The organism is Nocardioides dongkuii (genome assembly GCF_014127485.1).
Lineage (GTDB): Bacteria > Actinomycetota > Actinomycetes > Propionibacteriales > Nocardioidaceae > Nocardioides > Nocardioides dongkuii.
Genome location: NZ_CP059903.1, coordinates 103480 through 128072 on the forward strand (window position 1 = coordinate 103480; position 24593 = coordinate 128072).

At 74.3% G+C, this 24593-nt stretch carries 21 protein-coding genes; 13 read left to right on the forward strand and 8 right to left on the reverse strand.

Annotated features, from left to right (window positions below):
• Window positions 1–59 precede the first annotated feature (59 nt).
• Together H4O22_RS00485 and H4O22_RS00490 are read left to right on the forward strand one after the other, a co-directional pair.
• Window positions 60–2801 carry a DEAD/DEAH box helicase gene (locus tag H4O22_RS00485; RefSeq protein ID WP_182525186.1) on the forward strand — a complete coding sequence of 914 codons (2742 nt, stop codon included), beginning with the start codon at window positions 60–62 and terminating at the stop codon, window positions 2799–2801.
• The gene (locus H4O22_RS00490; RefSeq protein ID WP_182525187.1) at window positions 2798–3505 is read left to right on the forward strand and encodes an SWIM zinc finger family protein; all 708 of its coding nucleotides are present in this window, start codon (window positions 2798–2800) and stop codon (window positions 3503–3505) included. The genes H4O22_RS00485 and H4O22_RS00490 overlap by 4 nt, the downstream gene beginning before the upstream one ends.
• 77 nt (window positions 3506–3582) lie before the next feature.
• On the opposite strand, the gene H4O22_RS00495 is transcribed toward H4O22_RS00490, so the two are convergent.
• Together H4O22_RS00495 and H4O22_RS00500 are read right to left on the reverse strand one after the other, a co-directional pair.
• Window positions 3583–7173: a M14 family zinc carboxypeptidase gene (locus H4O22_RS00495; protein ID WP_182525188.1), complete on the reverse strand. Its 3591-nt coding sequence runs from the start codon at window positions 7171–7173 to the stop codon at window positions 3583–3585.
• Window positions 7174–7326: 153 nt separating this feature from the next.
• Window positions 7327–7899, reverse strand: a complete 573-nt coding sequence (locus tag H4O22_RS00500; RefSeq protein ID WP_182525189.1) for an SACE_7040 family transcriptional regulator — start codon at window positions 7897–7899, stop codon at window positions 7327–7329.
• 183 nt (window positions 7900–8082) lie between these two features.
• On the opposite strand from H4O22_RS00500, the gene H4O22_RS00505 reads away from it, so the two are divergent.
• Genes H4O22_RS00505 through H4O22_RS00530 form a run of 6 tightly spaced genes read left to right on the forward strand, consistent with a single transcriptional unit; the run spans window position 8083 to window position 15856 of the window.
• Entirely contained in the window at window positions 8083–9618 is a 1536-nt protein-coding gene (locus H4O22_RS00505) for an acyl-CoA carboxylase subunit beta (RefSeq protein WP_220451231.1), read from the forward strand.
• A gap of 2 nt (window positions 9619–9620) precedes the next feature.
• The gene (locus H4O22_RS00510; RefSeq protein ID WP_182525190.1) at window positions 9621–11504 is read left to right on the forward strand and encodes an acetyl/propionyl/methylcrotonyl-CoA carboxylase subunit alpha; all 1884 of its coding nucleotides are present in this window, start codon (window positions 9621–9623) and stop codon (window positions 11502–11504) included.
• A complete protein-coding gene (locus H4O22_RS00515; RefSeq protein WP_182525191.1) occupies window positions 11501–12433 on the forward strand; it encodes a hydroxymethylglutaryl-CoA lyase in 933 nt (310 codons plus the stop codon). The genes H4O22_RS00510 and H4O22_RS00515 overlap by 4 nt, the downstream gene beginning before the upstream one ends.
• Complete coding sequence (locus tag H4O22_RS00520) at window positions 12430–13530, forward strand: hypothetical protein (protein WP_182525192.1); 1101 nt, start codon at window positions 12430–12432, stop codon at window positions 13528–13530. Before H4O22_RS00515 ends, H4O22_RS00520 begins: the two co-directional genes overlap by 4 nt.
• Window positions 13527–14645: a hypothetical protein gene (locus H4O22_RS00525; RefSeq protein WP_182525193.1), complete on the forward strand. Its 1119-nt coding sequence runs from the start codon at window positions 13527–13529 to the stop codon at window positions 14643–14645. Before H4O22_RS00520 ends, H4O22_RS00525 begins: the two co-directional genes overlap by 4 nt.
• Complete coding sequence (locus H4O22_RS00530; protein WP_182525194.1) at window positions 14642–15856, forward strand: hypothetical protein; 1215 nt, start codon at window positions 14642–14644, stop codon at window positions 15854–15856. The genes H4O22_RS00525 and H4O22_RS00530 overlap by 4 nt, the downstream gene beginning before the upstream one ends.
• On the opposite strand, the gene H4O22_RS00535 is transcribed toward H4O22_RS00530, so the two are convergent.
• Entirely contained in the window at window positions 15817–16509 is a 693-nt protein-coding gene (locus tag H4O22_RS00535) for an EcsC family protein (protein WP_182525195.1), read from the reverse strand. The genes H4O22_RS00530 and H4O22_RS00535 overlap by 40 nt on opposite strands.
• Window positions 16510–16550: 41 nt before the next feature.
• Here H4O22_RS00535 and aat point away from each other — a divergent pair, with 41 nt between their 5' ends.
• Complete coding sequence (gene aat, locus H4O22_RS00540; RefSeq protein WP_182525196.1) at window positions 16551–17225, forward strand: leucyl/phenylalanyl-tRNA--protein transferase; 675 nt, start codon at window positions 16551–16553, stop codon at window positions 17223–17225.
• A 27-nt stretch (window positions 17226–17252) separates the two neighbouring features.
• On the opposite strand, the gene H4O22_RS00545 is transcribed toward aat, so the two are convergent.
• Window positions 17253–17582, reverse strand: coding sequence for a rhodanese-like domain-containing protein (locus tag H4O22_RS00545; RefSeq protein ID WP_244963050.1), 330 nt, complete (start codon window positions 17580–17582; stop codon window positions 17253–17255).
• A 148-nt stretch (window positions 17583–17730) separates the two neighbouring features.
• On the opposite strand from H4O22_RS00545, the gene H4O22_RS00550 reads away from it, so the two are divergent.
• Entirely contained in the window at window positions 17731–18336 is a 606-nt protein-coding gene (locus H4O22_RS00550) for a DUF4396 domain-containing protein (protein WP_227465663.1), read from the forward strand.
• Here H4O22_RS00550 and H4O22_RS00555 read toward each other — a convergent pair.
• On the reverse strand, window positions 18329–19195 hold the full coding sequence (locus H4O22_RS00555) for an Fpg/Nei family DNA glycosylase (protein ID WP_182525198.1): 867 nt from the start codon (window positions 19193–19195) through the stop codon (window positions 18329–18331). The genes H4O22_RS00550 and H4O22_RS00555 overlap by 8 nt on opposite strands.
• An 82-nt stretch (window positions 19196–19277) precedes the next feature.
• On the opposite strand from H4O22_RS00555, the gene H4O22_RS00560 reads away from it, so the two are divergent.
• The 3 genes from H4O22_RS00560 to H4O22_RS00570 are packed head-to-tail and all read left to right on the forward strand — an operon-like array spanning window position 19278 to window position 21791.
• Window positions 19278–19565 (forward strand): hypothetical protein, encoded by a 288-nt coding sequence (locus H4O22_RS00560; RefSeq protein WP_182525199.1) that lies wholly within the window; start codon window positions 19278–19280, stop codon window positions 19563–19565.
• 21 nt (window positions 19566–19586) lie between these two features.
• The gene (locus H4O22_RS00565; protein ID WP_182525200.1) at window positions 19587–20783 is read left to right on the forward strand and encodes an ATP-binding protein; all 1197 of its coding nucleotides are present in this window, start codon (window positions 19587–19589) and stop codon (window positions 20781–20783) included.
• 51 nt (window positions 20784–20834) lie between these two features.
• Window positions 20835–21791 (forward strand): DUF5926 family protein, encoded by a 957-nt coding sequence (locus tag H4O22_RS00570; protein WP_182525201.1) that lies wholly within the window; start codon window positions 20835–20837, stop codon window positions 21789–21791.
• On the opposite strand, the gene H4O22_RS00575 is transcribed toward H4O22_RS00570, so the two are convergent.
• The 3 genes from H4O22_RS00575 to H4O22_RS00585 all read right to left on the reverse strand — a co-directional run bounded on the left by H4O22_RS00575 (window position 21778) and on the right by H4O22_RS00585 (window position 24495).
• The gene (locus H4O22_RS00575; protein WP_182525202.1) at window positions 21778–22827 is read right to left on the reverse strand and encodes an adenylate/guanylate cyclase domain-containing protein; all 1050 of its coding nucleotides are present in this window, start codon (window positions 22825–22827) and stop codon (window positions 21778–21780) included. The two genes, H4O22_RS00570 and H4O22_RS00575, sit on opposite strands and share 14 nt — an antisense overlap.
• The gene (locus tag H4O22_RS00580) at window positions 22824–23192 is read right to left on the reverse strand and encodes a Crp/Fnr family transcriptional regulator (protein WP_182525203.1); all 369 of its coding nucleotides are present in this window, start codon (window positions 23190–23192) and stop codon (window positions 22824–22826) included. Before H4O22_RS00580 ends, H4O22_RS00575 begins: the two co-directional genes overlap by 4 nt.
• 73 nt (window positions 23193–23265) lie before the next feature.
• Window positions 23266–24495 (reverse strand): arginine deiminase, encoded by a 1230-nt coding sequence (locus H4O22_RS00585; protein ID WP_182525204.1) that lies wholly within the window; start codon window positions 24493–24495, stop codon window positions 23266–23268.
• Window positions 24496–24593: the final 98 nt, after the last annotated feature.

Genomic DNA, 24593 nt, shown 5'->3' on the forward strand with positions numbered 1-24593 from the left:
GCCGAGGGTAGTGAGCACCTCCCAGAGCGGTGTCGGAGTCCCGGGCTACGGTCGCCCCCGTGAGCTTCGTCCCCGTCTCCGGCCCGGCGACCTTCCGCGCCGCGGAGCCGCCGCGGGAGAGCACGGTCGAGTTCACCGACGGGCGCCGCACGGTCGTGCTGCCCATCCGCGCGGCGCTGCCGGTGCTCACCAAGGCGCAGGCGCGTGAGGACACCCACCCCTCGGTCTCGCTGCTCGCCGGGGCCGCGCTGCTCGGGCTGCGGCTGGTCGCCGGAGGCAAGTTCGAGCCCGCGCCGACCGCCGTGCCGAGCTGGCGGGTGGCCCCCCTGGACGCCGACGACCGCGAGCGGGTGACGCTGCTCGCCGGCAGCCGCGGCGCGGTGGGCCTGGCGCCGGCCGAGGCCGCCGAGCTGGTCCGCGGCGTGCTGGCCGCCGTGGTCGACGCCGTCCCGCGCACCGCCCCGGCGGCGGCCCGCCCCGAGCCCGCGCCCGACTTCCGGGCCCGGCTCCGGCGCCGGATCGAGCAGCACCGCGAGGAGCCGCCCGACCAGCGGCCCCAGCTGGTGTCGGTGTCGCTGCGGGTCGAGGCCGACGAGGAGGAGCTGGTCGCGGACGCGGTCCGGCTGGTGCTGCAGGTCCACGACGAGCAGAACCCGCTCCACGTCGCCGACGCCGCCGTGCTCTGGGCCGAGACGGGGGCGGACGCCGACCACGGGTTCGGCGACCGGGCCCGCACCCACGCCACGATCGCGCTGCGGGCGGCGGCGGAGGCCTGGCCGGTGCTCGACCGGATGCTCGAGCTGCGGGTGCCCGACCAGATCACCCTCGACGGCGACGAGCTGGCCAGCCTGCTCGAGGACGGCGTGGGCGCGCTCCGCGACCGGGGTGTCGACGTGCTGTGGCCGCGCTCCCTCGGCCGCGACCTGACCACCCGTGCCGTGCTCGACCGCGCGCCCGCCGGCCCGCGCGAGGCGCCGCTGCAGACCGGGATGTTCGGTCCCGCCGACGTCTTCGCCTTCAACTGGCAGGTCGCGCTGCACGGCGACCCGCTCACCGACGAGGAGATGGACCAGCTCGCCTCGGCCGCCTCGCCGCTGCTCAAGCTGCGCGGCAGCTGGGCGGTCATCGACCCCGCGGTCGCCCGCCGGGCCCGCAAGCGGCTGGTACGCCGGGTCGGCGCGGGCGAGGCGGTCGCCGCCACCCTCACCGGCACCGCGCTGCTCGCCCCTCCCGGCCAGGAGGCCGAGGAGGCGGAGGTCGTCGTCGGCGCGTCCCTGCTCCAGCTCCGTGAGCGGATCCTGGCCGCCGGTCACGGCGACCCCGTCGAGGTCCCGGCGCGCCTGCGCGCGACGCTGCGCGACTACCAGCGCCAGGGGCTCACCTGGCTGGCCGAGCTCACCGGCCTCGGCCTCGGTGCCTGCCTGGCCGACGACATGGGGCTGGGCAAGACCGTCACGCTGATCGCGCTGCACCTGCACCGGGTCCAGGCGGGCTCGACCGACGGCAGCCGCGCGGTCGGACCCACGCTGGTGGTCTGCCCGGCGAGCCTGCTCGGCAACTGGGAGGCCGAGATCGAGCGGTTCGCCCCGGGCACGCCGGTCCGCCGGTTCCACGGCGGGCAGCGCTCGCTGGAGGGTCTCGACGGCAGCGGCACCCTCGAGGGGTTGGACGGCGGCGGTCCGGGCTTCGTGCTCACCACCTACGGCACCATGCGCGTCTCCCACGAGGAGCTGGCCCGGGTCTCGTGGGACCTCGTGGTCGCCGACGAGGCCCAGCACATCAAGAACGCCCGGTCCTCGACCGCCCGCGCGCTGCGGGCGATCCCGAGCGCGGCGCGGGTCGCGCTCACCGGCACCCCGGTCGAGAACGACCTCAGCGAGCTCTGGGCGATCCTCGACTGGGCCACGCCCGGCCTGCTCGGCAGCCGCAACGCCTTCCGCAAGGTCTGGGCCGCGCCGATCGAGTCCGGGCTCGAGCCGACCAAGGCCAAGCAGTTCGCCGAGCTCGTCGAGCCGTTCCTGCTGCGCCGCCGCAAGTCCGACCCCGGCATCGCGCCCGAGCTGCCCGCCAAGACCGAGACCGACCACCCGCTGCGGCTCACCCGCGAGCAGACCGTGCTCTACGAGGCGTTCGTGCGCGACACCATGGAGCGGATCGAGCGCGCCGACGAGGACGCCCGCCGCGGCCTGGTGCTCGCGCTGCTCACCGGGCTCAAGCAGATCTGCAACCACCCGGCGCACTTCCTCAAGCAGTCCGGCGCGGTGCGGCTGGGCGGCCGCAGCGAGAAGCTCGACCTGCTCGACGAGCTGCTCGCCACCGCGATCTCCGAGGACGGCGCGGTGCTCGTCTTCACCCAGTACGTCGCGATGGCGCGGCTGCTGGAGTCCCACCTCGACCGCTCCGGCGTACCTCACCAGTTGCTGCACGGCGGCACGCCGGTGCGCGAGCGGGAGGCGATGGTGCGGCGGTTCCAGGCGGGGGAGAAGCCGGTGTTCCTGCTCTCACTCAAGGCCGGCGGCACCGGCCTCAACCTCACCCGCGCCGACCACGTCGTCCACGTCGACCGCTGGTGGAACCCCGCCGTCGAGGAGCAGGCGACCGACCGCGCCTACCGGATCGGCCAGACCAAGCCGGTGCAGGTGCACCGGATGATCACCCGCGGCACCATCGAGGAGCGGATCGCCGAGCTGCTGCGCCGCAAGCGGGCGCTCGCCGACGCGGTCCTCGGCCGCGGCGAGGCGGCGCTCACCGAGCTCAGCAACGAGGACCTGCGCGACCTGGTCACCCTGCGGGCGCCGTGACGGCGGCGGCGCCGCGTCACCACGCCCGGCTGCCGCCGCGGCGCTCGGCCCCCCGCGCCCGGAGCTGGTGGGGCAAGGCCTGGGCGCGGGCGGTCGAGGAGTCGGCGTACGCCCAGGAGGACCTGCTCGCCGGGCGCAAGCTGGCCCGTGCCGGGCGGGTCGGCCAGATCACCGTCGACGTCGGCGGCTACCACGCCGCCGTCGAGGACGACCACGGCATGTGGACGGTGGCCGGCGTGCTGCCGGTCCTCGACCCCGGGGCGCGCGAGGCCCTCGTGGAGACGGTCGCGGCCGAGGCCGGCCGGATTGCCGCGCTGCTCGCCGGCGACCTCCCGCACACCCTCGTCGAGCACGCCGAGGAGGCGGGCGTCGAGCTGCTGCCGTACGGCGGGGAGCTCGGCTCGGCCTGCACGTGCGAGGCCTGGACCGACCCCTGCCGCCACGCGCTCGCCGTCCTCCAGCAGCTGGCCTGGCTCGTCGACGACGACCCGTTCGTGCTGCTCCACCTGCGCGGCCTGCCGCGCGAGGAGCTGCTGGCCCGGCTGCACGAGCGGGCGGAGGCCACCCCGGCCCCGCGCCCCGGAGTGGATCCCGGCGTGGGTCCCGAGGAGATCGACGTGGAGAGCGGGCTGGAGGCCGCGCTGCGCGCGGCGCGCGTCCTGGCGGCGCTCGAGGAGGGGCACCCGGTCGACCACCTGTTCTAGGTGGACGCCCGCCCAACGGCGACGGGGCCGGCAGCACCCGAAGGTGCTGCCGGCCCCGCCGGTGGAGCTGACCTGGGTCAGCGGACCACGCGCACCACCTGGCGGGTGGTGGACGCCTTGACCTTCGCGTTGCCGGCGTACCGGACCTTGAGGGTCTTCTTGCCCGGCTTGCCGAGCGTGTCCAGCTTGAGCACGATCCGGCCCTTGGCGTTGACCTTGCCCTTGGCGAGGACCTCGCCGCCCGAGCGGACGACGACCTTGCCGCTCACCGCGGCGGCGGCGGTGACCTGGATGGTCAGACGCGCCCGGGTGCCGGGGGTGATCTTGCCGGGGGCAACCTTGAGGACGGCGACCTTGGACTTGACCTTGGCCGTGTTCGCGGCCGAGACCTTGACCACGACCTCCGAGGAGGTGCCCTCGGCGGTCAGGTCGTCACCGGAGTACGTCGCGGTCACGGGGACCGAGCCGACCTTGGTGAACGGGCCGACCGGGCCGGTGCCCTTGCCGTCGGGACCCAGGTCGATGGTGCCGACCGTGTCGCCGCCGGCCTTGAGCGTGACCGTGCCCGTGGGGGCGCTGCCGAACTCGTTGGTCGCGGTCACCGAGACGGTGGCCGTGGCCGTGTGGCCCTGCTTGAGGCTGGTGGGCGAGACGCTGAGCTCGACCTTCGGCTCGGCCATCTCCGGCTCCCACTCGGGGTCGGCGATCGCCTTGCGGTAGCGCTGGTCCTTGGCGTCGGTCGGGTCGTAGCCCCGCTCGACGTTGTCGACCGAGTCGACGGCGTACCAGAAGATCTTGGTGCCGATCGGCACGCGGATCCGCTCGCCGCCCTCGCGGTCACCAGCGGTCTTCCACTGCTGGGCGTTCGCCGTGGTCGGGGCCGACCCGTCGGTGGTGTAGTAGATCTCCGCCGCCTCGTCGGTCTCGAAGACGAACTCCACGAAGTTCGGGTCGGAGGTCTCGATGAACTCCAGCTTCGACTCGGGACCGGTGACGTCGATGTCCTCGGCCCGGGCGACCCGGAGCAGCTCGATGATGCCGTTGGCGTACTCCTGCGACTCCGGGTGTGCGCCGGGGCCGGTCGGAACCAGCGGCTCGAAGGGCGGCTGGAAGGTGCGGCCGACCTCGAAGCTCCAGCCGTAGAGGCCGTACTTGTACCAGGCGAGGTCACCGGAGTTGCCGGCCGCCGAGTAGAGCACGTCGCTGATCGGGCCGGTGCGCGCCGGGGTCACGGCCATGCCGCGCTCCCGCTTGATCGCGGTCAGGATCCGCTCGGAGGCCTGCCAGAAGTAGGCCTCCTCGCCGACGGTCGGGCGGGGCGAGGTGACTCGGCCCTCGGCCTTGTACGCACCGGGCGCCCACATGAAGTAGTCACCCGAGGAGTGCATGTTCATCGAGTAGCGCATGTTCGGCCGCGCCATCATCCAGTCGACGTTCTGCGCCTCGGGCTCCGAGAGCTCCGAGGGGCCGGCGTACGTGTCGCTGGTGCAGCTGGTCGTCGAGGCACCGGAGTAGCCGTCGTGCGCGCTGTACTCGGTGTGGTTGCGGTTCAGGTCGACACCCCAGCTGTTGCGAGCGGTGGCGTCGTAGTTGCCACCCTTCGCGCAGTGGCGGGTCAGGTTGCGACGCTGCGAGGCGAAGTCGAAGAAGGAGTAGTGGCCACCGTCGGGGTTGATCGACGGCGCGATCCAGATCTCCAGGTTGTCGACCAGCTCGCGGGTCGGCTCGTGCGTGGCGTAGTTGCGCAGCAGGCGCTCCGCGACCTCCACGGTGACCAGCGGCGGCACCCACTCACGGGCGTGCTCCTGGGCGTAGGCGAGGACGCCGGGCTTGGAGCCGTCGCGGGTCTTGCCGATCTTCAGTGCGTAGACCGGGTGCGGGTCACGGGAGACCCAGGCCGGCGCGTTGAGGTTGTCGCTCAGGGCGATCACCGGGGTGGCGCTGACGACGCCGGTCCCGGTCTCCGTGCGGTAGGTGTAGGCGTCGACCAGGGCCGAGGCCGCGGCGTTCCCCTTGATCGCCTCCACCACCTGAGCGGCGGTGGTGGTGATCGCGCCGGCGGCGTCGGTGGCGGCCGAGACGGTCACCTTGGCGCCGTCGACGGTGACGGTCAGCGGGGCGTTCGGCGTGCCCGGGTTGACGATCTGGGCGGTGAGGTCGTTGCCGCCCTCGTGGCCCCACGCGAGGGACTCGATGCCCACGCGGGAGCTGTTGGCGACCGCGGGGGCCGGGTCGAGCCGGCCGGTGACGGTGGTGCCGCCGTTGCGGATCTTGGTGGCGTCCTGGAGCGAGATGCCGACGGTCGGGATGGTCACCGGGGTGGTGGACCCGGTCGGCGTGGCGCTGCCGCTGGGGGCCGTGGCCAGGCCGGTCGTGGCGTTGACGAGCGCGACCGCGACCGCGCCGGCGCTCTGGGCGTTCTGGACCTTGTCGGCCAGGCTGCACTCACCGCGGTCGATCACGGCGATCGCGCCGGTGAGCCCGGTCATCGTGCCGCAGCCCATGCTGGGCGTGGCGGCGGGCCAGGCGGCGTTGGCGGCGGCGCTCACGCGACGCACCGGCACCGCGGCGGGCGTGGTCGTCTCGGTCGGCGCCAGGGCACCGAACGCGCCGCTGGTGGCGGCGGCGTACGGGATCTCGACGCTGCGGCCGTTGATGGTGGTGACGAGCCGGTTGGTCTCCTCCAGCATCGCCTGCGCCTTGCGGCGGTAGCCGCCGGACTTGTTCGGGAGCTCGACGACCTCGGCCAGGTTCGGGTACGTCGACGCGAGCTGGTTGATGCGGCCGTAGAGCTCGGTGGGCACGAGGTACTTCGAGATGAAGTCCTCCTGGTAGCCGGCGCCCTTGAACGGGTCCTGCTCCGTGCCGGTCGGCAGCCAGTCGTTGACCTTGACGATCGCGATGTCGCCGCTGGGGCTGGTGATCTTCACCAGGTCGGGGCGGACGGCGTCGCCGCGCACGTCGACGTCCACGTTGCTCGCGCCGAGGTGGTACATGTACACGCCGGCGTCGACGAACCGGTTGATGGTCTGGGTGCCGCCGGAGCCCAGCGCGGTGCCGGGACCGCTGTCGCGCTCCACGGTCAGCGGGGTGGTCGCGGTCTGGCCGTTGACCCACTTGGCCTCGACGGAGAGCACGCCGGTGCCGAAGCTGGTGTAGTAGTCCGCGCGGATGATCCGGACGTCGGACTGGTCCGCGGGGGTGGAGCCGGGCAGCGGGCGGATGCCCACCGTGGCGCCGCGGGCGGCCTTGCGGTTCTCGGCCTTGTCGGCCGCGATGGTCCACTCGCGCTCGGCGAGGGCCCGGGCGGAGTCCTCGGAGGTGAAGAGCACCTCACCGAACTCGTAGCCGGCCTCGGTGAGCGCCTCGATCTCGCTGTCGGTGACGACGGCGCGGACGGTGATGCCGGCGTCGGTCTGCTCGACACCGTGCTCGAGGTCGACGCCGGTCGCGACCAGGCGGTCCATCTCGGCGGTGTCGGCGAGCAGGACCTCGACGACCATCGCCTCCTCGTCGGAGTGACGGTCGAGCACGACGCCGGGGTTGCCCGGGGCGGCGGTGACGCTAGGACTCTCGGCTACCGCCAAGGCGGCCGAGACCAGCGCGACCGAGCAGGTCAGCGCGAGTCCGCGCGCCGCCCAGCGGCGCCGTCGGAGGGGATGGGACATGTGACTCCTTCACGAGGGGACGCGTCGCGGCACCGCCGTGTGCGGACGCCGGGGCGACCGCCGGAGAAGCAGGGGGAGCGAGGTGTCCGGGGTTGGTCCTTGAAACCAATCAGTTGTCAGACACTCCGTCAATCGTTTCTTAAAACTTGGTCTTTAAGGGTGGAGTGCGGGCACGCCCAGCGCTCCCGCCGCCATCCGGCACAGCAGCGCGTGCATCGGCGCGTCCGGGAGCAGCCCGGAGTGCGGCGTGGAGTTGATCAGGCCGAACGCCGCGTGCGCCATCGCGTGCGCGGTGTCCGCGTCCAGTCCGGGGTGCACGAGGCGGAGCCGGTCGGCCCAGAGGTCGACGTACGCACGTTGCAGGGCGCGGACCTGCTCGCGCGCGGCGACCGGCAGCGACTCCCAGTCGCGGTCCTGCACGACGATCAACGGCCGGTGCCGCAGCGCGAAGTCCGCGTGCCACTCGATCAGCGCCGTGACTGCGGCGGTCGGGTCGGCGGCCCGCGCCGCCCGCGCGCGCCCCACGGCCAGGAGCTCCTCGCTGATCGAGACCAGCATCTCGGCCAGCAGCGCGTCCTTGGAGGGGAAGTGCTTGTAGAGCGCGGGCCCGGAGATCCCGCAGGCGGCGCCCAGGTCGGCGACCGAGACCCCGTGGAACCCGCGCGCCGCGAACAGCTCGGCGGCCGTGGCGAGGATCTGCTCGCGCCGGCTCGGCTGGGGGGTCACGTCCGCGAGGTTAACCCTCCCGCCCTCCCCGACCCGTTGAGTTGGGCCTTCCTTCCGTTCGAGTTGGGCCTTCCTCACGCGCCGGACGTGAGGAAGGCCCAACTGGAGGGTGAGTCAGGCCCAACTCAACGGTGACGGGGTGGTCTCTCGACGCGGGGGGTTAATGATCGCTAACCTCGGGGGGTGACCCAGGACCTGAGGGAGCTCGTCGACGACCTGCGGGAGCGGCTCGCGACCGCCCGGCGGGGCGGCAGCGAGGCCGCGCGCCGCAAGCACACCGACCGCGGCAAGCTGCTGGTGCGGGACCGGGTGGACCGGCTGCTGGACCCGGGCAGCCCGTTCCTGGAGCTGAGCCCGCTGGCCGCCCACGGGATGTACGGCGCCCCGGGGGAGTCGCCGGTCCCCTCCGCGGGCGTGGTCACCGGCATCGGCCGGGTGAGCGGCCGCACCTGCGTGGTGGTCGCCAACGACGCGACCGTCAAGGGCGGCACCTACTACCCGACGACGGTCAAGAAGCACCTGCGCGCGCAGGCGGTGGCCGCCGAGAACCGGCTGCCCTGCGTCTACCTCGTCGACTCCGGCGGCGCGTTCCTGCCGCTCCAGGACGAGGTGTTCCCCGACCGCGAGCACTTCGGCCGGATCTTCTTCAACCAGGCCCAGATGTCGGCGCGCGGCATCCCGCAGGTCGCCGCGGTGATGGGCTCGTGCACCGCCGGCGGCGCCTACGTGCCGGCGATGTCGGACGAGACCGTGATCGTCCGCGACCAGGGCACGATCTTCCTGGGCGGCCCGCCGCTGGTGAAGGCCGCGACCGGCGAGGTCGTCACCGCCGAGGAGCTCGGCGGCGGGGAGGTGCACGCGCGCACCTCCGGCGTCGTCGACCACCTCGCCGAGGACGACGCGCACGCGCTCGCGATCGTCCGGGCCATCGTGGACACGGTCCCGGTCTCGACGGGCGCGCCCTGGGAGGTGCGACCGGTCGAGGAGCCGCTCGAGGACCCCGCGACGCTGTACGACGTGGTGCCGGCCGACACCCGCACGCCGTACGACGTGCGCGAGGTGATCCGCCGGATCGTCGACGGCAGCCGGTTCCAGGAGTTCAAGCAGCTGTACGGCGAGACGCTGGTGACCGGGTTCGCGCACGTGTGGGGCCACCCGGTCGGCATCGTCGCCAACAACGGCATCCTGTTCAGCGAGTCCGCGCTCAAGGGCGCGCACTTCATCGAGCTGTGCAACCAGCGCGGCATCCCGCTGGTCTTCCTGCAGAACATCACCGGCTTCATGGTCGGCCGCGAGTACGAGAACCGCGGCATCGCCCGTGACGGCGCCAAGCTGGTCACCGCGGTCGCGTGCTCGGTCGTCCCGAAGTTCACCGTCGTCATCGGCGGCTCCTTCGGCGCCGGCAACTACGGCATGTGCGGGCGCGCCTACGACCCCCGCTTCCTGTGGATGTGGCCCAACGCCCGGATCTCGGTGATGGGCGGCGAGCAGGCCGCCTCGGTGCTCGCGACCGTCGCCGGCCGGCCCGACGACGAGGACCTCAAGGCGCCGATCCGCGAGCAGTACGAGACCCAGGGGTCGCCGTACTACGCCACCGCCCGGCTCTGGGACGACGGCGTCATCGACCCCGCCGACACCCGCCGGGTGCTCGGCCTGGGGCTGGCGGCCGCCGCGCACGCGCCCGTCCCCCCGCCCTCCTACGGCATCTTCAGGATGTAGTCGTGATCGAGACCCTGCTGATCGCCAACCGCGGCGAGATCGCCCTCCGCGTGATGCGCACCGCCGCCCGGATGGGCATCCGGACCGTCGCCGTCTTCACCGACCTCGACGCCACCGCCCCCCACGTCCGCGCCGCCGACGACGCGCAGCGGGTGGCGAGCTACCTCGACGTCGACGCCGTGGTCGCCGCGGCGGTCGCGGCCGGCGCCGACGCGGTGCACCCCGGCTACGGCTTCCTCTCCGAGCGCGCGGCGTTCGCCCGCGCCGTCACCGAGGCCGGGCTGACCTTCGTCGGCCCCTCGGCCGAGGTGATGGAGCGGATGGGCCGCAAGGACCTCGCCCGCGAGGTCGCGGTGGCCGCGGGCGTGCCCGTCGTGCCCCGGGGCGAGGACGCCGGCTATCCGGTGCTGGTCAAGGCGGCCGCCGGCGGCGGCGGCAAGGGCATGCGGGTCGTCCGGTCCGCCGCCGAGCTCGACGAGGCGCTGGCCGCGGCGCGGCGCGAGGCGACCGGGGCGTTCGGCGACGACACCATGCTGATCGAGAGGTACGTCGAGCGCGGCCGCCACATCGAGGTGCAGGTGCTGGCCGACGCGCACGGCCGCGTGCTCCACCTGTTCGAGCGCGACTGCTCCACCCAGCGCCGGCACCAGAAGGTGCTCGAGGAGGCGCCCGCCCCCACGATCACCCCCGAGGTGCGCGCGCTGGTCACCTCCGCGGCGGTCGCGCTGAGCGAGCACGTCGGCTACGTCAACGCCGGGACCGTGGAGTTCCTGCTCGACCCCGAGGCGAACGGTGGCAGCGGGGAGGCGTACTTCCTCGAGATGAACACCCGCCTCCAGGTCGAGCACCCCGTCACCGAGGCGATCACCGGCCTCGACCTCGTCGAGCTCCAGCTGCGGGTCGCCGCCGGCGAGCCGCTGCCGATCTCCCAGGACGACGTCCGCTGCGAGGGCCACGCCATCGAGGCCCGGGTGTACGCCGAGGACGCGTTCGGCGGCTTCCTGCCGCAGGCCGGGCACGCCTCGATCGTGCGCTGGCCCGCCTCGGCGCGCGTCGACCACGCCCTCGAGCCCGACCAGGTCGTGTCGACGGCGTACGACCCGATGCTGGGGAAGGTCGTCGTGCACGGCCCCGACCGCGAGGCGGCCCGGCGGGCGCTGGTCGAGGCGCTCGACGCGACCGCGATCCTCGGGATCACCACCAACACCGGGTTCCTGCGGGCGCTCGCGGCGAGCGAGGAGTTCCGCGACGCGACCATCGACACCGCCTGGCTGGACACCGCCGAGGTCGCCCCGCCGGACGCCGACCTGCCGCGGCTGCTGGTCGCCTGGGTCTCGGCGATGATCACCGCGGCCGACCGCGGCCACCCGTTCCAAGCCGACGGATTCCGGCTCGGCAGCGCGCCGGCCCCGACGGTCGTCGAGCTGGACCGCGAGGTGGTCGTGGACCGCGCCGCGGGCCAGGGGGAGGGCACCGTCGACGGGGTCCCCGTCCGGCAGCTCTCGGCCGCCGACCACGTCCTCGAGCTGCTCGTGGACGGGCGCCGGGTGCGCGCGGTGGTCAACGTGCAGCGCGACGTGGCGGAGGTCGCCTGGCAGGGGCACCGGTTCGTCTTCACCCGGCCCGACCGGCTCGCCGGCGCCGCCGTCGTCACCGACGGCACCGTCGTCGCGCCGATGCCGGGCACGGTCCTCGAGGTGCGGGTCGGCACCGGCGACGCCGTGGCCGAGGGGGACCCGCTGGGCATGATGGAGGCCATGAAGATGGAGCTCACCCTCCGCGCGCCGTTCGCCGGCACCGTCGCCTCGGTCGACGCCGCCGCCGGGCAGCAGGTGGCGCTCGGCGCCGCGCTGTTCCACGTGGAACCAGCCGGGGAGCTCGCATGAGCCTGCCGATGGTGGTGCCGGAGCCGGGCCTGCCCGAGCGGGTCCGGATCTACGAGGTCGGCCCGCGCGACGGGCTCCAGAACGAGTCGCAGCGGGTGCCGACCGAGGTGAAGGCGGAGTTCGTACGCCGCCTGGTCGCCGCGGGGCTGCCGGTCGTGGAGGCGACCAGCTTCGTGCACCCGCGCTGGGTGCCGCAGCTCGCCGACGCCGCCGACCTGATGACGATGCTCGGCGACGCGGGACGCGACCACCCGGTCCTGGTGCCCAACGAGCGCGGCCTGGACCGGGCCCTGGAGCTGGGGCTGCGGCACGTCGCGATCTTCGGCTCGGCCACCGAGACCTTCGCGCAGCGCAACCTCAACCGGAGCCTGGACGAGCAGCTCGCGATGTTCGAGCCGACGGTGCGCCGCGCCCGCGACGCCGGGCTCGACGTCCGGGCCTACCTCAGCATGTGCTTCGGCGACCCGTGGGAGGGCGCCGTCCCGGTGGACCAGGTGGTCTCCGTCGGCACCCGGCTCCTCGACCTCGGGGCCAGCGAGCTCAGCCTCGGTGACACGATCGGCGTCGGGACGCCCGGCGCGGTGACCGCGCTGGTCGGTGCGTTCGGCGCTTACGGGGTCGGCACCGACCGGCTCGCGATGCACTTCCACGACACCTACGGCCAGGCGCTGGCCAACACCCACGCCGCGCTGCGCGCCGGGGTCACCACGTTCGACGCGAGCGCCGGCGGGCTCGGCGGCTGCCCCTACGCCGAGAGCGCCACCGGCAACCTCGCCACCGAGGACCTGGTCTGGATGCTCACCGGCCTCGGCATCGACCACGGCGTCGACCTCGAGGCGCTCGTGGCGACCAGCGCCTGGATGGCCGGGCAGCTCGGCCGCCCCAGCCCGTCGGCCGTCGTACGCGCGCTGGCACAATCCTCCTCGTGAGTCGTCGTCGGGTCTTCGTGCACATCGGCGCTCCGAAGACCGGCACCACGTACCTGCAGGACCGGCTCTGGCTCAACGCCCGCTCGCTGGCCCAGCACGACGTGCACTTCCCGACCCGCTCGCCGTTCGTGGACCCGGCGCTGTTCCACTTCCGCGCCGCCCTCGACCTGCTCGGCGAGGACTGGGGCGGCCCGCCCGGGCACGCCGTGGGCGCCTGGGACGCCCTGGTCCGGCGCGTCCGGCGGCGCAGCGGCACCGTCGTCATCAGCCACGAGATCCTCGCGCCGGCCACCCAGGACAAGATCGCCAGGCTCAAGCGCGACCTGTCCGACTCCGACCTGCACGTCGTCTACTCCGCGCGCGACCTCGGCCGCCAGGTGCCCGCCGCGTGGCAGGAGAGCATCAAGCAGGGCCGCAAGTGGAGCTACCGCCACTACGTGCGCCGGCTGCAGCGCGGCGACCCCTGGTTCTCCCGCGCCTTCGACCTGCCCAGCGTGCTCTCGTCGTGGTCGGCGGGGCTGCGGCCGGAGAACGTCCACGTGGTCACCGTGCCGCGGCGTACGCCGGCGCCCGCGCCCGGCGACGACCTCTGGGGCCGGTTCTGCACGGCGCTGGGCATCGACCCCGCCTGGGGCCCGGTCGACAGCGCGCGCACCAACCAGTCGCTCGGCAGCGCGGAGGTGCAGCTGCTGCGGCGGCTGAACCGGCGGATGGACCGCAAGACCCGCCGCGAGGCGTCGTACGACGCGCTGATCCGCGAGCTGCTGGCGCACCACGAGCTCGCCGGGCGCTCGAGCACGCCGGTGCGGCTGCCCCCCGCGATGCACCCCTGGGCCGCCGAGCAGGCCGAGCGCTGGATCGAGTGGGTGCAGGCCAGCGGCGTGCACGTCGTCGGCGACCTCGAGGACCTGCGCCCCGAGCCGCCCGACCCCGACGTGCGCTGGGCCAACCCCGACAAGGTGCGCGCCAAGGCGCAGCTGTCGGCCGCGATCGACGCGCTCGCCGCGATGACCCGCGAGGCGGCCCGCCGTACCGACCCCGACCAGCAGCTGGTGGCGAAGGTCCGCATCCAGGCCAAGCGGCTGCGGGAGCAGTGAGCGCGCCGGACGGCGAGCGCCGGGCCTGGGGCTGGCTGGCGCACCTGCGCGACGGCGGCACCACGCCCTGGCGGGAGTGGACCGACGCGGCCGACCAGGGACGTCGGGTGCTGCCCGGCGCCCAGCAGCTGGAGCTGCTGCGCCGCCTCAACCTCGCCGGCCGCCCGCCCGTCGCCCTCGTCGAGCGGGTGCTGACCGCGTCCGCGCCGGGCCGCGGGCGTCCCGACCTCGAGCTGGCCGGGGCGGTCGAGCGGCCGCGGTTCGGCCCGCCGCCGGTCGACCCGGGCGACCTGCCCGCCGACGAGCTGATCCGGGTGGCGACCAGCCTGCTGGCCGACGACCTGGTGGCGGCCGGCGTACCGCCCCGGCGGGTCGAGGGGCCCCGTCGCCCCTGGCGCACGCGGTACCGCCTGGTCGGTGACCCCTGGCTGGCCGACCCCGTACGCGAGGAGCTCGTCGCCCTCGGCCGTCCCCCCGGCGGGCGCGGCGCGGTGGTGCTCGTGCTCGGCGCCGGGCTGGACCGGATGCTCGTCGACGCGTGGACCTCCCGGGCCTTCGACGAGGGCGGGCCGAGCTGGCCGGCCTTCCTCCAGGAGACCGCCGGGCGCCGCCGGGTGCCGGCCCGGGTGGACCTGGTGGACGCGGCCCGCCGCTGGTCGCGCCAGGTCGGTCGGGGCCGGGTGAAGGTGGTCCTCGACCCGGCCGCGCTGCCGCGCCTGGTCGGCGTACGCCGTCCGCTGCCGGCGCCGTTCCCCGTCTCGGCCGACGCCACCGACCTGGCCCGCCGGGTCGGCTCGGTGCTCGGGCTCCTGGTCGTCCCGCCGCGCCGCACGGAGCTGCTGCGGCACACGTTCCTGCCGCGCGTCTCCGCGCTGGGCGGCGCGCCGCTGGTCGTCCCGGACGAGCAGCTGCCCTGGGTGGCGCGGCGGGCCGAGCGGGTGCGCGAGACCCTCCACGCCGATGGCTACCCTGTCGTCGGCGACCTCGACGCGCTGCGGCCGCGGCCGCGGGACGGGGCCGGGGCGCCGGACGACGACGGCGTGCTGGCGCTGGCACTCGAGCTGCTGCTCGAGGACGCCGGACCGGGCGCCGGGGACGACGGGAGGACCGGATGAGCCAGCGCGTGCTGCTCCACGTCGGCACCCCCAAGACCGGCACGTCGTACCTCCAGGACGTGCTGTTCCGCAACCGCCGCCGGCTCGCGTCGGCCGGTATCCTCTACCCGGCCGAGCGGTTCGACGGCCAGTTCCTCGCCGCGCTCGACCTGATGCGGCTGCCCTGGGGCGGCCTGGAGACCGAGGCGATCGGCGCCTGGGACACCCTCGCCGAGGCGGTACGCCGCCACCGCGGCACCGCGATCGTGAGCCACGAGATCCTGGCCACCGCGTCCCGCTCGCAGGTCGGCCGGGCGCTGGACTCGCTCGGGCACGGCGACGGCGCCGAGGTGCACGTCGTCCTCTCGGTCCGCGACCTGGTCCGCCAGATCCCGGCGGAGTGGCAGGAGAACGTCAAGCACCGCAGCGCGATCAGCTACGCCCGGTTCCTCGACCAGATCCGCGACCCCGCCCGCGAGAGCCGGATCGCGACCTGGTTCTGGGGGGTCCAGGAGGTCCCCGACATCCTCGACCGGTGGGGCCACGAGCTGCCGCCGGAGCGGATCCACCTGGTCACCGTGCCGCCGCCGGGCGGCGCGCCCGAGCTGCTGTGGACGCGGTTCAGCCACGCGCTGGGCCTGGACGGGATCGACCTCGACCTCGAGGCCGAGCGCGCGAACCCCTCGCTCGGCGTCCCCGAGACCGCGCTGCTGCGGCGGATCAACCGCGCCGTGAACCCGGTGCTGGACCCGCCCGACTACCGCCCGCTGGTCCGCGAGCTGCTCGCCCACCAGACCCTCTCGCACCGCACCGGCTCGCCCCGGCTGGCGCTGCCGCCCGACGTCCACCCGTGGGCGCGGGAGGTGCAGGAGGCCTGGGTCGAGGAGATCCGCACCCGGGGGTACGACGTGGTCGGCGACCTGGGCGACCTCGCCGGGCCGCCGCCGGCCGCGACCTGGGCCGACCCGGACTCGCCGTCGGAGCGGCAGGTGGCCGGCGCGGCCGTCGACGCGATCAAGGCGCTGCTGCTGGAGAACGCCCGGCTGCGCCAGGTCGAGGCGCGGCTCGCCGGTGAGCTCGACGAGGCGCACCGCGAGCTCGAGCGGTCCTACCTGCGCCCGACGTACCGGCTCCGGGCCAAGGTGGTGCGGCGGCTGCAGTCCGGGCGCGCCGGCCGCGGGCTGCTGCAGGCCTACCGCTTGGCGCGGGGCAGGAGCTCGCGCTCGGCGTAGCGGCCGATCCGCCAGGTGGCGTAGCCGTCGGCGCCGAGCCCGACGATGCCGCCCACCACCGGCACCCGCCGGCCCACGGTGACCGCGAGGCGCTTGCCCGCGACCTTCTGGATCAGCTCGGAGGCGACCTCCGCGTGGATCACCTGGTCGAGCGCGCTGTCGTGGTGCGGCGCGGTCGCCAGCGCCATCGGGGGCGCCGGCAGGCTGCGGCGCTTGACCAGCTTGTCGACGCTCTCCTCGCCGAGCAGGCAGGTGAGGATCGCGTTGCGCACCCGCGGGTCGTCGATGTCGTAGCCGCGCAGGTGCGCGATCCCGGCGATCATCCGGCACTGCACCAGCGCCAGCCCGGTGATGTTGGCGGGGATCGTCACGGCGGCGGTCACGACGCCGCCGATGTTGGTGACGAAGCCCTGCGCCCCGGCGTACCGCACGTGGTTCTCGATCAGCTCGTGGATCGCCTTGTCGACGTCGCCGCCCTGCTCCCGGAGCTGGGCCTCGGCCGCCTTCGCCGCCGCGGGCAGCGGACCGACCCCGAGGATCGCGCGGTTCAGCGCCTCGCGGACGAAGGACGACGCCAGGCCCGGCGCCAGCGAGACCGCGCGCGGGGCGAGCTGCCGGCCGACGGTGCCGGTGACCCTGGACCTGATGCTCATGCCCTGATCCTACGGACGGGCCGATGGCCTAGTTTCGTGTCGTGCCCTCAGACCCGCCGCCGACGCCCTGGCGGTTCCCGGCCGCCGACGCGCTGGACGACGACGACCTCGTGGCGATAGGCGCCGACCTGGAGCCGGGGACGCTCCTCGCGGCGTACCGCTCGGGCCTCTTCCCGATGCCGTCCGGACGGCGCGGCGACCCGGTGTACTGGTTCAGCCCCGACCCCCGTGGCGTGCTCCCGCTCGACGGGCTGCGGGTCTCCCGGTCGCTGCGCCGCTCGGCGCGCGAGCTGGAGGTGCGCGTCGACACGGCGTTCGCCGAGGTCGTCGCCGCCTGTGCCGACCCGCGGCGCGAGGGCGCCTGGATCGACCGCGACATCCGGGCGGCGTACACGCGCCTGCACGAGCTGGGCTGGGCGCACTCGGTGGAGGCCTGGCGCGGGGACCGGCTGGTCGGCGGGCTGTACGGCGTGGCGATCGGCGGGCTGTTCGCCGGGGAGTCGATGTTCCACCGCGAGACCGACGCCTCGAAGGTGGCGCTGGTGGGCCTGGTCGCGCTGCTGCGCGACGAGCACGCCGACGAGCGACTGCTCGACGTGCAGTGGCAGACGCCCCACCTCGCCTCGCTCGGCGTCGTCGAGGTCCCGCGGCCGGCGTACCTCGTCCGGCTGGCCACCGCCCTGGACCTGCCGCTGCCGGCGGCGTTCAGCGGCTGAGGCCGGTACGCCGCCGGAAGTGCGGACTCAGACGACCTTCGGCGGCTGGCCGTTCTCGCTGACCATCGGCCGCTGGGCGTCGGCCCAGTCGATCATCCCGCCCTCGAGGTTGACCGCGTCGATGCCCTGCTGGACGAGGTAGCCGACGGCCTGCGCGGACCGGCCGCCGACCTTGCAGATCACGAGCAGCTGGGTGGTGGGCAGGTCGCCGAGGCGCTGCGGGAGGTCCATCAGCGGGATGTGCACAGCGCCCTCGATGTGGCCGTGCTGCCACTCGATGTCCTCGCGGACGTCGAGCACGGTCAGTCCCTCCGGCAGGGGGTCGGGGACGCCGTCGATCGAGACGGTGGGGATCACGGGTGCCTCGCTTGGGTCGGGGAAGTGGTCGTCGGACCGGTCCAGCATCCTCCCGGCCCCCGGGCGATCGGAACCCTGGTCCTGGGAATATACCCCCCTGGGGTACTGGTTGGGATGATTCCCAGCACCGACGTCCAGGGAGCACCCGATGTCCGAGACGCAGCACCACCCCAGCCACCACCACGACGCCGCGGGCGGGCTGCGTCCGATGGCGCTGAGCGCCACCCTGCACTGCCTCACCGGGTGCGCCATCGGCGAGATCCTCGGGCTGGTGATCGGCACCGCCCTGGGCCTGAGCTCCGGCTGGACCGTCGTGCTGGCCGTGGCCCTCGCCTTCCTGTTCGGCTACACGCTCTCCACCCTGCCGCTGCTCCGCGCCGGCCTCGGCCTGGCGACCGCCGCGGGCGTGGTGCTGGCCGCCGACACGCTGTCGATCCTGGTCATGGAGGTCGTCGACAACGCGGTCATGGCCCTGATCCCGGGGGCGATGGACGCCGGGCTGGTCAACCCGGTCTTCTGGGTCGGCATGGCGCTCGCGCTCACCGCGGCGTTCGTGGCGGCGTACCCGGTGAACCTCGCCCTGCTGCGGCGCGGGAAGGGGCACGCGCTGACGCACGGCTACCACCAGGCGGGCGAGCCCGTCACCGGCGCGCGGCGGTACGTCCCCGCGCTGCCGACGCCGGTCCTCGCCGCCGCGGTGGCGGCGTTCCTGCTCGGCGGGCTGGTCGTCTCGCTCGCCGAGCGGCTCACTTGAGCAGGCGGCTCATCCGGCGGTCGGCGAGCGGCTTGCCACCGGTCTGGCAGGTGGGGCAGTACTGCAGCGAGGAGTCGGCGAAGGAGACCTCGCGGACGGTGTCGCCGCAGACCGGGCAGGGCTGGCCGGTCCGGCCGTGCACCGCGAGGTGGGACTTCTTCTCGCCCTTGAGCTCGCTGGCGGCCAGCCCGCGGGACCGGTCGACGGCGGCGCCGACGGTGTCGCGGATCGCGGCGTACAGGACCGCGAGGTCGTCGTCGGTGATGCTGGAGGCCGGCTTGTACGGCGACATCCGCGCCGCGTGCAGGATCTCGTCGGAGTAGGCGTTGCCGATGCCGGCGATGGTGCCCTGGTGGCGCAGCACGCCCTTGACCTGCTTGCGGCCCTCCCGCTCGAGGATCCCGCGCAGCACCGCCGGGGTGAAGTCGTCGGTGAGCGGGTCGGGGCCGAGCGAGGCGATGCCGGGTACGTCGAGCGGGTCGCGCACGACGTACATCGCCAGGCTCTTGCGGGTGCCGGCCTCGGTGATGTCCAGGCCGGACTGGTCGTCGAGGACGATCCGCACCGCGAGCGTCGACTTGGTGCTCGGCTTCGGCGGGATCGTCGGCACCTCGTCGCGCCAGCGCACCCACCCGGCGCGCGCCAGGTGCAGCACCAGGTGCAGCCCGGAGGCGTCGAGGTCGAGGAACTTGCCGTGCCGGGTCACGTCGCCGACGAGGGTGCCCTCGAGCGCGGAGAGCGGCGGGTCGAAGGTCTTCAGCGCACTGAACGCCGCGACGTGGACCTTGGTGATCGCACGGTCGGCGAGCCGGCTCCTCAGGTCGAGGGCCAGCGCCTCCACCTCGGGCAGCTCGGGCACGCGTCCGAGTGTAGGTCCGGACGGGGGCTCCCGGCGGGGGAGAACCGGTGACAGACCGGCGCGCAGCGGCGCATGATGAGCCATGCCCGCCGTACGCCCGCTGCCGCAGCTGGGGTCGATCTTCCTCGACGCCCGCGGCGAGGACCGTGCCCTGCGGGTCTCCTGGCACCACGAGTCCGGCCTGGTCGTGGTCTCGCTGTGGCGCGAGAACGTGTGCGCCGGCTCGTTCCGGCTCACGGTCGACGAGGTGCCCGACCTGATCGACCTGCTCCGCAGCGGGCTCGACCGGGCGTACGACGCGGCGCTGGGCGAGCGCGAGGACCCCGGAGACGACCGCGCCGACACGGCGCCGCTCTACGGAATCGGCTAGACACGCCGATACCGTCCTCGCGTGGACCCGATCCGGAACCCCTACGCGCCCGGCGCCGGCCAGCGTCCGCCCGAGCTCGCCGGCCGTGACGAGCAGCTCGCCGCCTTCGACGTGGTGCTGGAGCGGGTCGCCCGCGGCCGCCCGGAGCGCTCGCTGGTGCTGACCGGGCTGCGCGGCGTCGGCAAGACCGTGCTGCTCAACGCGCTGCGCTCCCAGGCGGTCCGCAAGGGCTGGGGCACCGGCAAGCTCGAGGCGCGCCCCGACCAGCGGCTGCGCCGGCCGCTCTCCTCCGCGCTGCACCAGGCGGTCCGCGAGCTCGGCCACCCGCAGGCCGACGAGGCCGCGCACGTGCTGGGGGTGATCCGCTCCTTCGCCCAGCGCGAGGCCGGGCCGTCGGCCAAGCTCCGCGACCAGTGGAGCCCCGGCATCGACGCGCCGCCCGTCCGCGGCCGCGCGGACTCCGGGGACGTCGAGATCGACCTGGTCGAGCTGCTCACCGACGTGGGCGGGCTGGCGGCCGACGTCGGCAAGGGCGTCGCGGTCTTCCTCGACGAGATGCAGGACGTCGGCGCCGACGACGTCTCCGCCCTGTGCGCGGCCTGCCACGAGCTCAGCCAGTCCGGCCTGCCGGTGATCGTCGTCGGCGCCGGGCTGCCGCACCTGCCCGCAGTGCTCTCGGCGAGCAAGTCCTACTCCGAGCGGCTCTTCTCCTACCAGCGCATCGACCGGCTCTCCCGCGACGAGGCGGACCGGGCGCTGACCTCGCCCGCGGCCGAGGAGGACGCGGCGTACACCCCCGACGCGCTGGCCGCGATGTACGACGCGACCAGCGGCTACCCGTACTTCATCCAGGCCTACGGCAAGGCGGCCTGGGACGTCGCGCCGCGCAGCCCGATCACCGTCGAGGACGTCGCGGTCGCCGCGCCGGAGGCGGAGCGGGAGCTCGCGGTCGGGTTCTTCGGGTCGCGCTACGAGCGGGCGACGCCGGGGGAGCGGGAGTACCTCGTCGCGATGGCCGACGCCGCCGGCGCGGACGCCGACCCGGTCGGCTCGGTGGGCACCGCGGAGGTCGCCGCCGTGCTCGGCAAGAAGCCGCAGTCGCTCTCGCCGGCGCGCGACTCGCTGCTCAAGAAGGGCCTGGTCTACTCCGGCGAGCGGGGGAAGGTCGCCTTCACCGTCCCGCACTTCGGCACCTTCCTGCGCTCGCGCCAGGCCTGACCGCACGACCGGCGTACGGCGGGGTCCGGGGGGCCGTATAGGTTCCGGGGCATGGCGAAGAAGTCCCGCACCAAGGCCCGTGACCTCAAGGAGAGCACCGCTCCCCTCGGCGACGGCGAGGTCGGCCCGCGCCAGCCCTGCCCGTGCGGCTCCGGCAAGCGCTACAAGGCCTGCCACGGCGCGCCGGGCGGCGCGGCGACGGCGTACGTCAGCCGGCCCTTCGAGGGCCTGCCGTCGGAGTGCGACGTGGTCGCGCTCCGCGAGCTGGTGCCGGCCGCGACCGCTCCCCTGACGCTGCGCGACGGCGACCGCAAGGTCGTGCTCTGCTCGCTGCTGCCGATGGCCGCGCCCGCGATGGTGCGCGACAGCGGCGAGGTGTGGCTGGGGCTGCAGGTGCAGCACGCGTTCGGCGACCCGTCGCGCGACCTGGGCGCGGTGCTGACCCTCGCGCTCGAGCAGGCCGAGCGCGGCGAGGCCGGCATCGTCGGGCTCACCAGCGACCCGGGCCCCGGCCCGCGGCTCCAGGACCTGGTGACCGGCGACTCCCTGGACGTGACCGTCCACGCCGGCTTCGACTACTGGATCGCCGACGTCGAGGACCAGGACGGCATGGAGGCCGCGCTCGAGCAGGCCAACGACTCGGTCAACCCCACCGAGCGGCTCACGTCGGTCGAGGCGGCGTACTGGACCAACGTCGGCCCCAAGGAGCACCTGCGCTGGGTGATGCCCGAGCCCGAGGACCAGCTGCTCGACGCCCTCGCCCGGCTGCACGCGGCCGGCAAGGACGTGCTGGTGCCCGACTCGCGCCTGGTCGGCATGTTCCGCGCCCACGGCCTGCTGGCGCCGGTCTGGGACCTGCCGGTCGGCACCGGCGCGGCCGCGCTCGAGGAGCCGGCGGCGGCGTTCGCGGCCGACCTCGCCGAGGCGCTCGCGGACACCTCCGACCTGACCACCGAGCAGCGCGCGGCCCGGTCGGGCCTGGCCAACCGTCAGGTCACGATCCGCTGACCTCGCCGGCCCCGCTGCGGCGCAGCACCCACGGCCGCAGCCGGGCGTAGCCCTTGACCGAGGTCCGGCGCAGCCGCCGGAAGGAGTACGACGGGGTGTCGCTGTCGGTCGCCTCGTCGGACTCGACGAGGCCCGAGAGGGCCTCGTAGGCGCCGCGGTCGACCAGCACCGAGCACGGCCGCGCGACCGAGGTGAGCCGCGAGGCGATGTTGACGACCTCGCCGAAGACGTCGCCGAGGCGGCTGACCACCTCGCCGTACGCCAGCCCGGCGCGGACCTGCGGGAACTCGTCGTCCGGGTCGGCCCCGCGCGCGGTCATCGCCAGCGCGATCTCGGCGGCCGCGAGCGGGTCGTCGGCGACGAAGAGCACCTCGTCGCCGATGTTCTTGATGACCCGGCCGCCGTGGTCGGCGACGACGCCGGTGGTGGCGTCCTCGAAGCGCTCGATCCAGCCGACCAGCTCGGCCTCGCTGAGCGACTTGCTGTGCGAGGTGTAGCCGACGATGTCGACGAAGCAGACCGCGAGCTGGGTGGCGGGCGAGCCGATCGAGTCGACGGCGAGCGTGCGGCTGGCGGCGGAGGCGAGGTGCCGGCGCCAGACGTAGGCCTGCAGCGACTCGACCCGGGGCAGCACCTGCTCGGCCAGCTCGGTCAGCTGGGCGACGGGGTCGTCGGCCTCGAGCGCGACGTCGGTGAGCAGCGTCGTCTGCCACTCGGCGAGGCGGGCGTAGCTGCGCCCCCACGTCCGCACCAGCGCGGCCTGCCGATCGGTGCTGAGGATGCCGAGCTCCATCAGCTCGCTGCTGTGCACCAGCGCCTGGACGTCGGCGGGGGTGAAGGCGACGTCCTCGTCGGCGGCGTGCGGGAAGCCGAGCAGGCGCCAGAGCTGCTCGGCGACCGGGAGGGGCACGCCGGCCTTCTCGGCGACCTGCACGCGGGTCAGGCTGGGCTGCTCGCCCAGCAGGAACTCCTCGACCGCCTCGAGCGCGCCGCTGAGGTCGGGGGAGCCGGGCTCCCGGTCGGGGTGGTCGTTCACCCGAGCCGCGACTCGGCCACCTCGTCGAGCGCGGTGCGGAAGGACGGCATCTCCTCGCACAGCTCCCGCACCGCCTCGGCGGTGAGGTGCACCAGCTCCAGGGGGGTGAGCGCGACGACCGTCGCGGTGCGCAGCCGGTGGCCGACGATCGCGGCCTCCCCGACGATGTCGCCCGCGCCGAGCTGGGCGATCTCGTCGCCGCCGCGGCGTACCGACACCGTGCCGTCGAGCAGGATGTACGCCTTGTCGCCCGGGGTCTTCTCCCAGATCGGCGACCAGCCCTCGGGCACGGTGACGTGCGTGCCGGCCGCGCTGATCCGCGCGACCTCCTGGGGGCTGAACGCGTCGAAGAAGGAGGCCGTCATGCCGCGGGATCCTTCCGGAACCGGGGGTGCGGTGTCCACAATCGGTGTCGCTGCCGACCCTGCCGGGCGCCGATCAGTCCGGCAGCGGGGCGCGGGAGATCGGGCAGCTCATGCAACGCGGGCCGCCGCGGCCGGAGCCGAGCTCGGACCCGGCGATGCGGACCACCTCGATGCCGGCGTGCTCGAGCCGGTCGTTGGTCTCGTCGTTGCGCTCGTAGGCGACCGCGACCCGCGGCGCGAGGGCGAGGGTGTTGTTGCCGTCGTCCCACTGCTCGCGCTCGGCGGTGACCGGGTCGAGGCCGGTGTCGATCTGGTGGAGCGTGTCGATCTGCATCGCCTTGGCGGCGGCGACCAGGAACGGCTCGGCGTCCGCGACCTGGAGGGTGAGCTCGCTGTCGTCTGCGGCGTCCTGGCCCAGCGTGACGGCGTACGCCCGGAGGGAGTCGGCGACGTTGGGGTACATCACGATCTTGTCGACGTCGACCATCGTGCAGACGGTGTCGAGGTGCATGGTCGCCCGCTCCTGGGCGATCGGCACGGCGAGCACGGTGTGCGCGAGGCCGGCGTGGAAGACCTGGCGCGCGAGCCGCTCGACGCCGGCGGGCGTCGTACGCTCGCCCACGCCGACGGCGATGACGCCCGGCGCGAGCAGCAGCACGTCGCCGCCCTCGACGTGCTCGCTGTGCCAGCCGTGGATCTTGCGGGTGCCGCGGAAGCGCGGGTGCTCGGTGTAGATCAGCTCGGTCAGCTGGGTCTCGCGCTTGCGCGCCGGCATCGAGAGCGAGGTGACCGCGACACGGTCCTGGATCCAGACGCTGGAGTCGCGGGTGAACAGCAGGTTGGGCAGCGGGTCGACGAGGAAGTCGTGCGGGTCGAGCAGCGAGGTGACCAGGCCGAACCCGCCGCGCACCTCGTCGTTGCGGATGCCGGCGGTGAGGTAGCCGGTCAGCTCCTCCGGCGAGGCGTCCCGCAGGAACCGCGCGAGGTACTGGCGCATCGTGTCGCCGAGGTGCAGCCCGGACAGCGCCGCGGTGATCGCGTGCAGGCGCGCGCCCTCGTCCGCGAGGGTCTCGGTGAGCAGCTCGGTGAGGTAGAGCACCTCGACGTCGCGCTCCCGCAGCGCCGCTGCGAATGCGTCGTGCTCGTCCTGGGCACGGGAGACCCACGGGATCCCGTCGAACAGCAGCCGGTCGTTGTTGCGCGGCGTCAGCCGCTTCAGCTCGTTGCCCGGACGGTGGAGCATCACCGTCTGCAGCCGGCCGACCTCGCTGCTCGCGCCGTGCTCCGCACTCGTGGTCGTCATGCGGGTGACTGTAGTGGTCGGCGCGGATTGTCTGACAATCCGCGCGCCAGCCGGGGTACGTACCGCTGCCGCCACGAAACTCACGCCTGGACGACGAA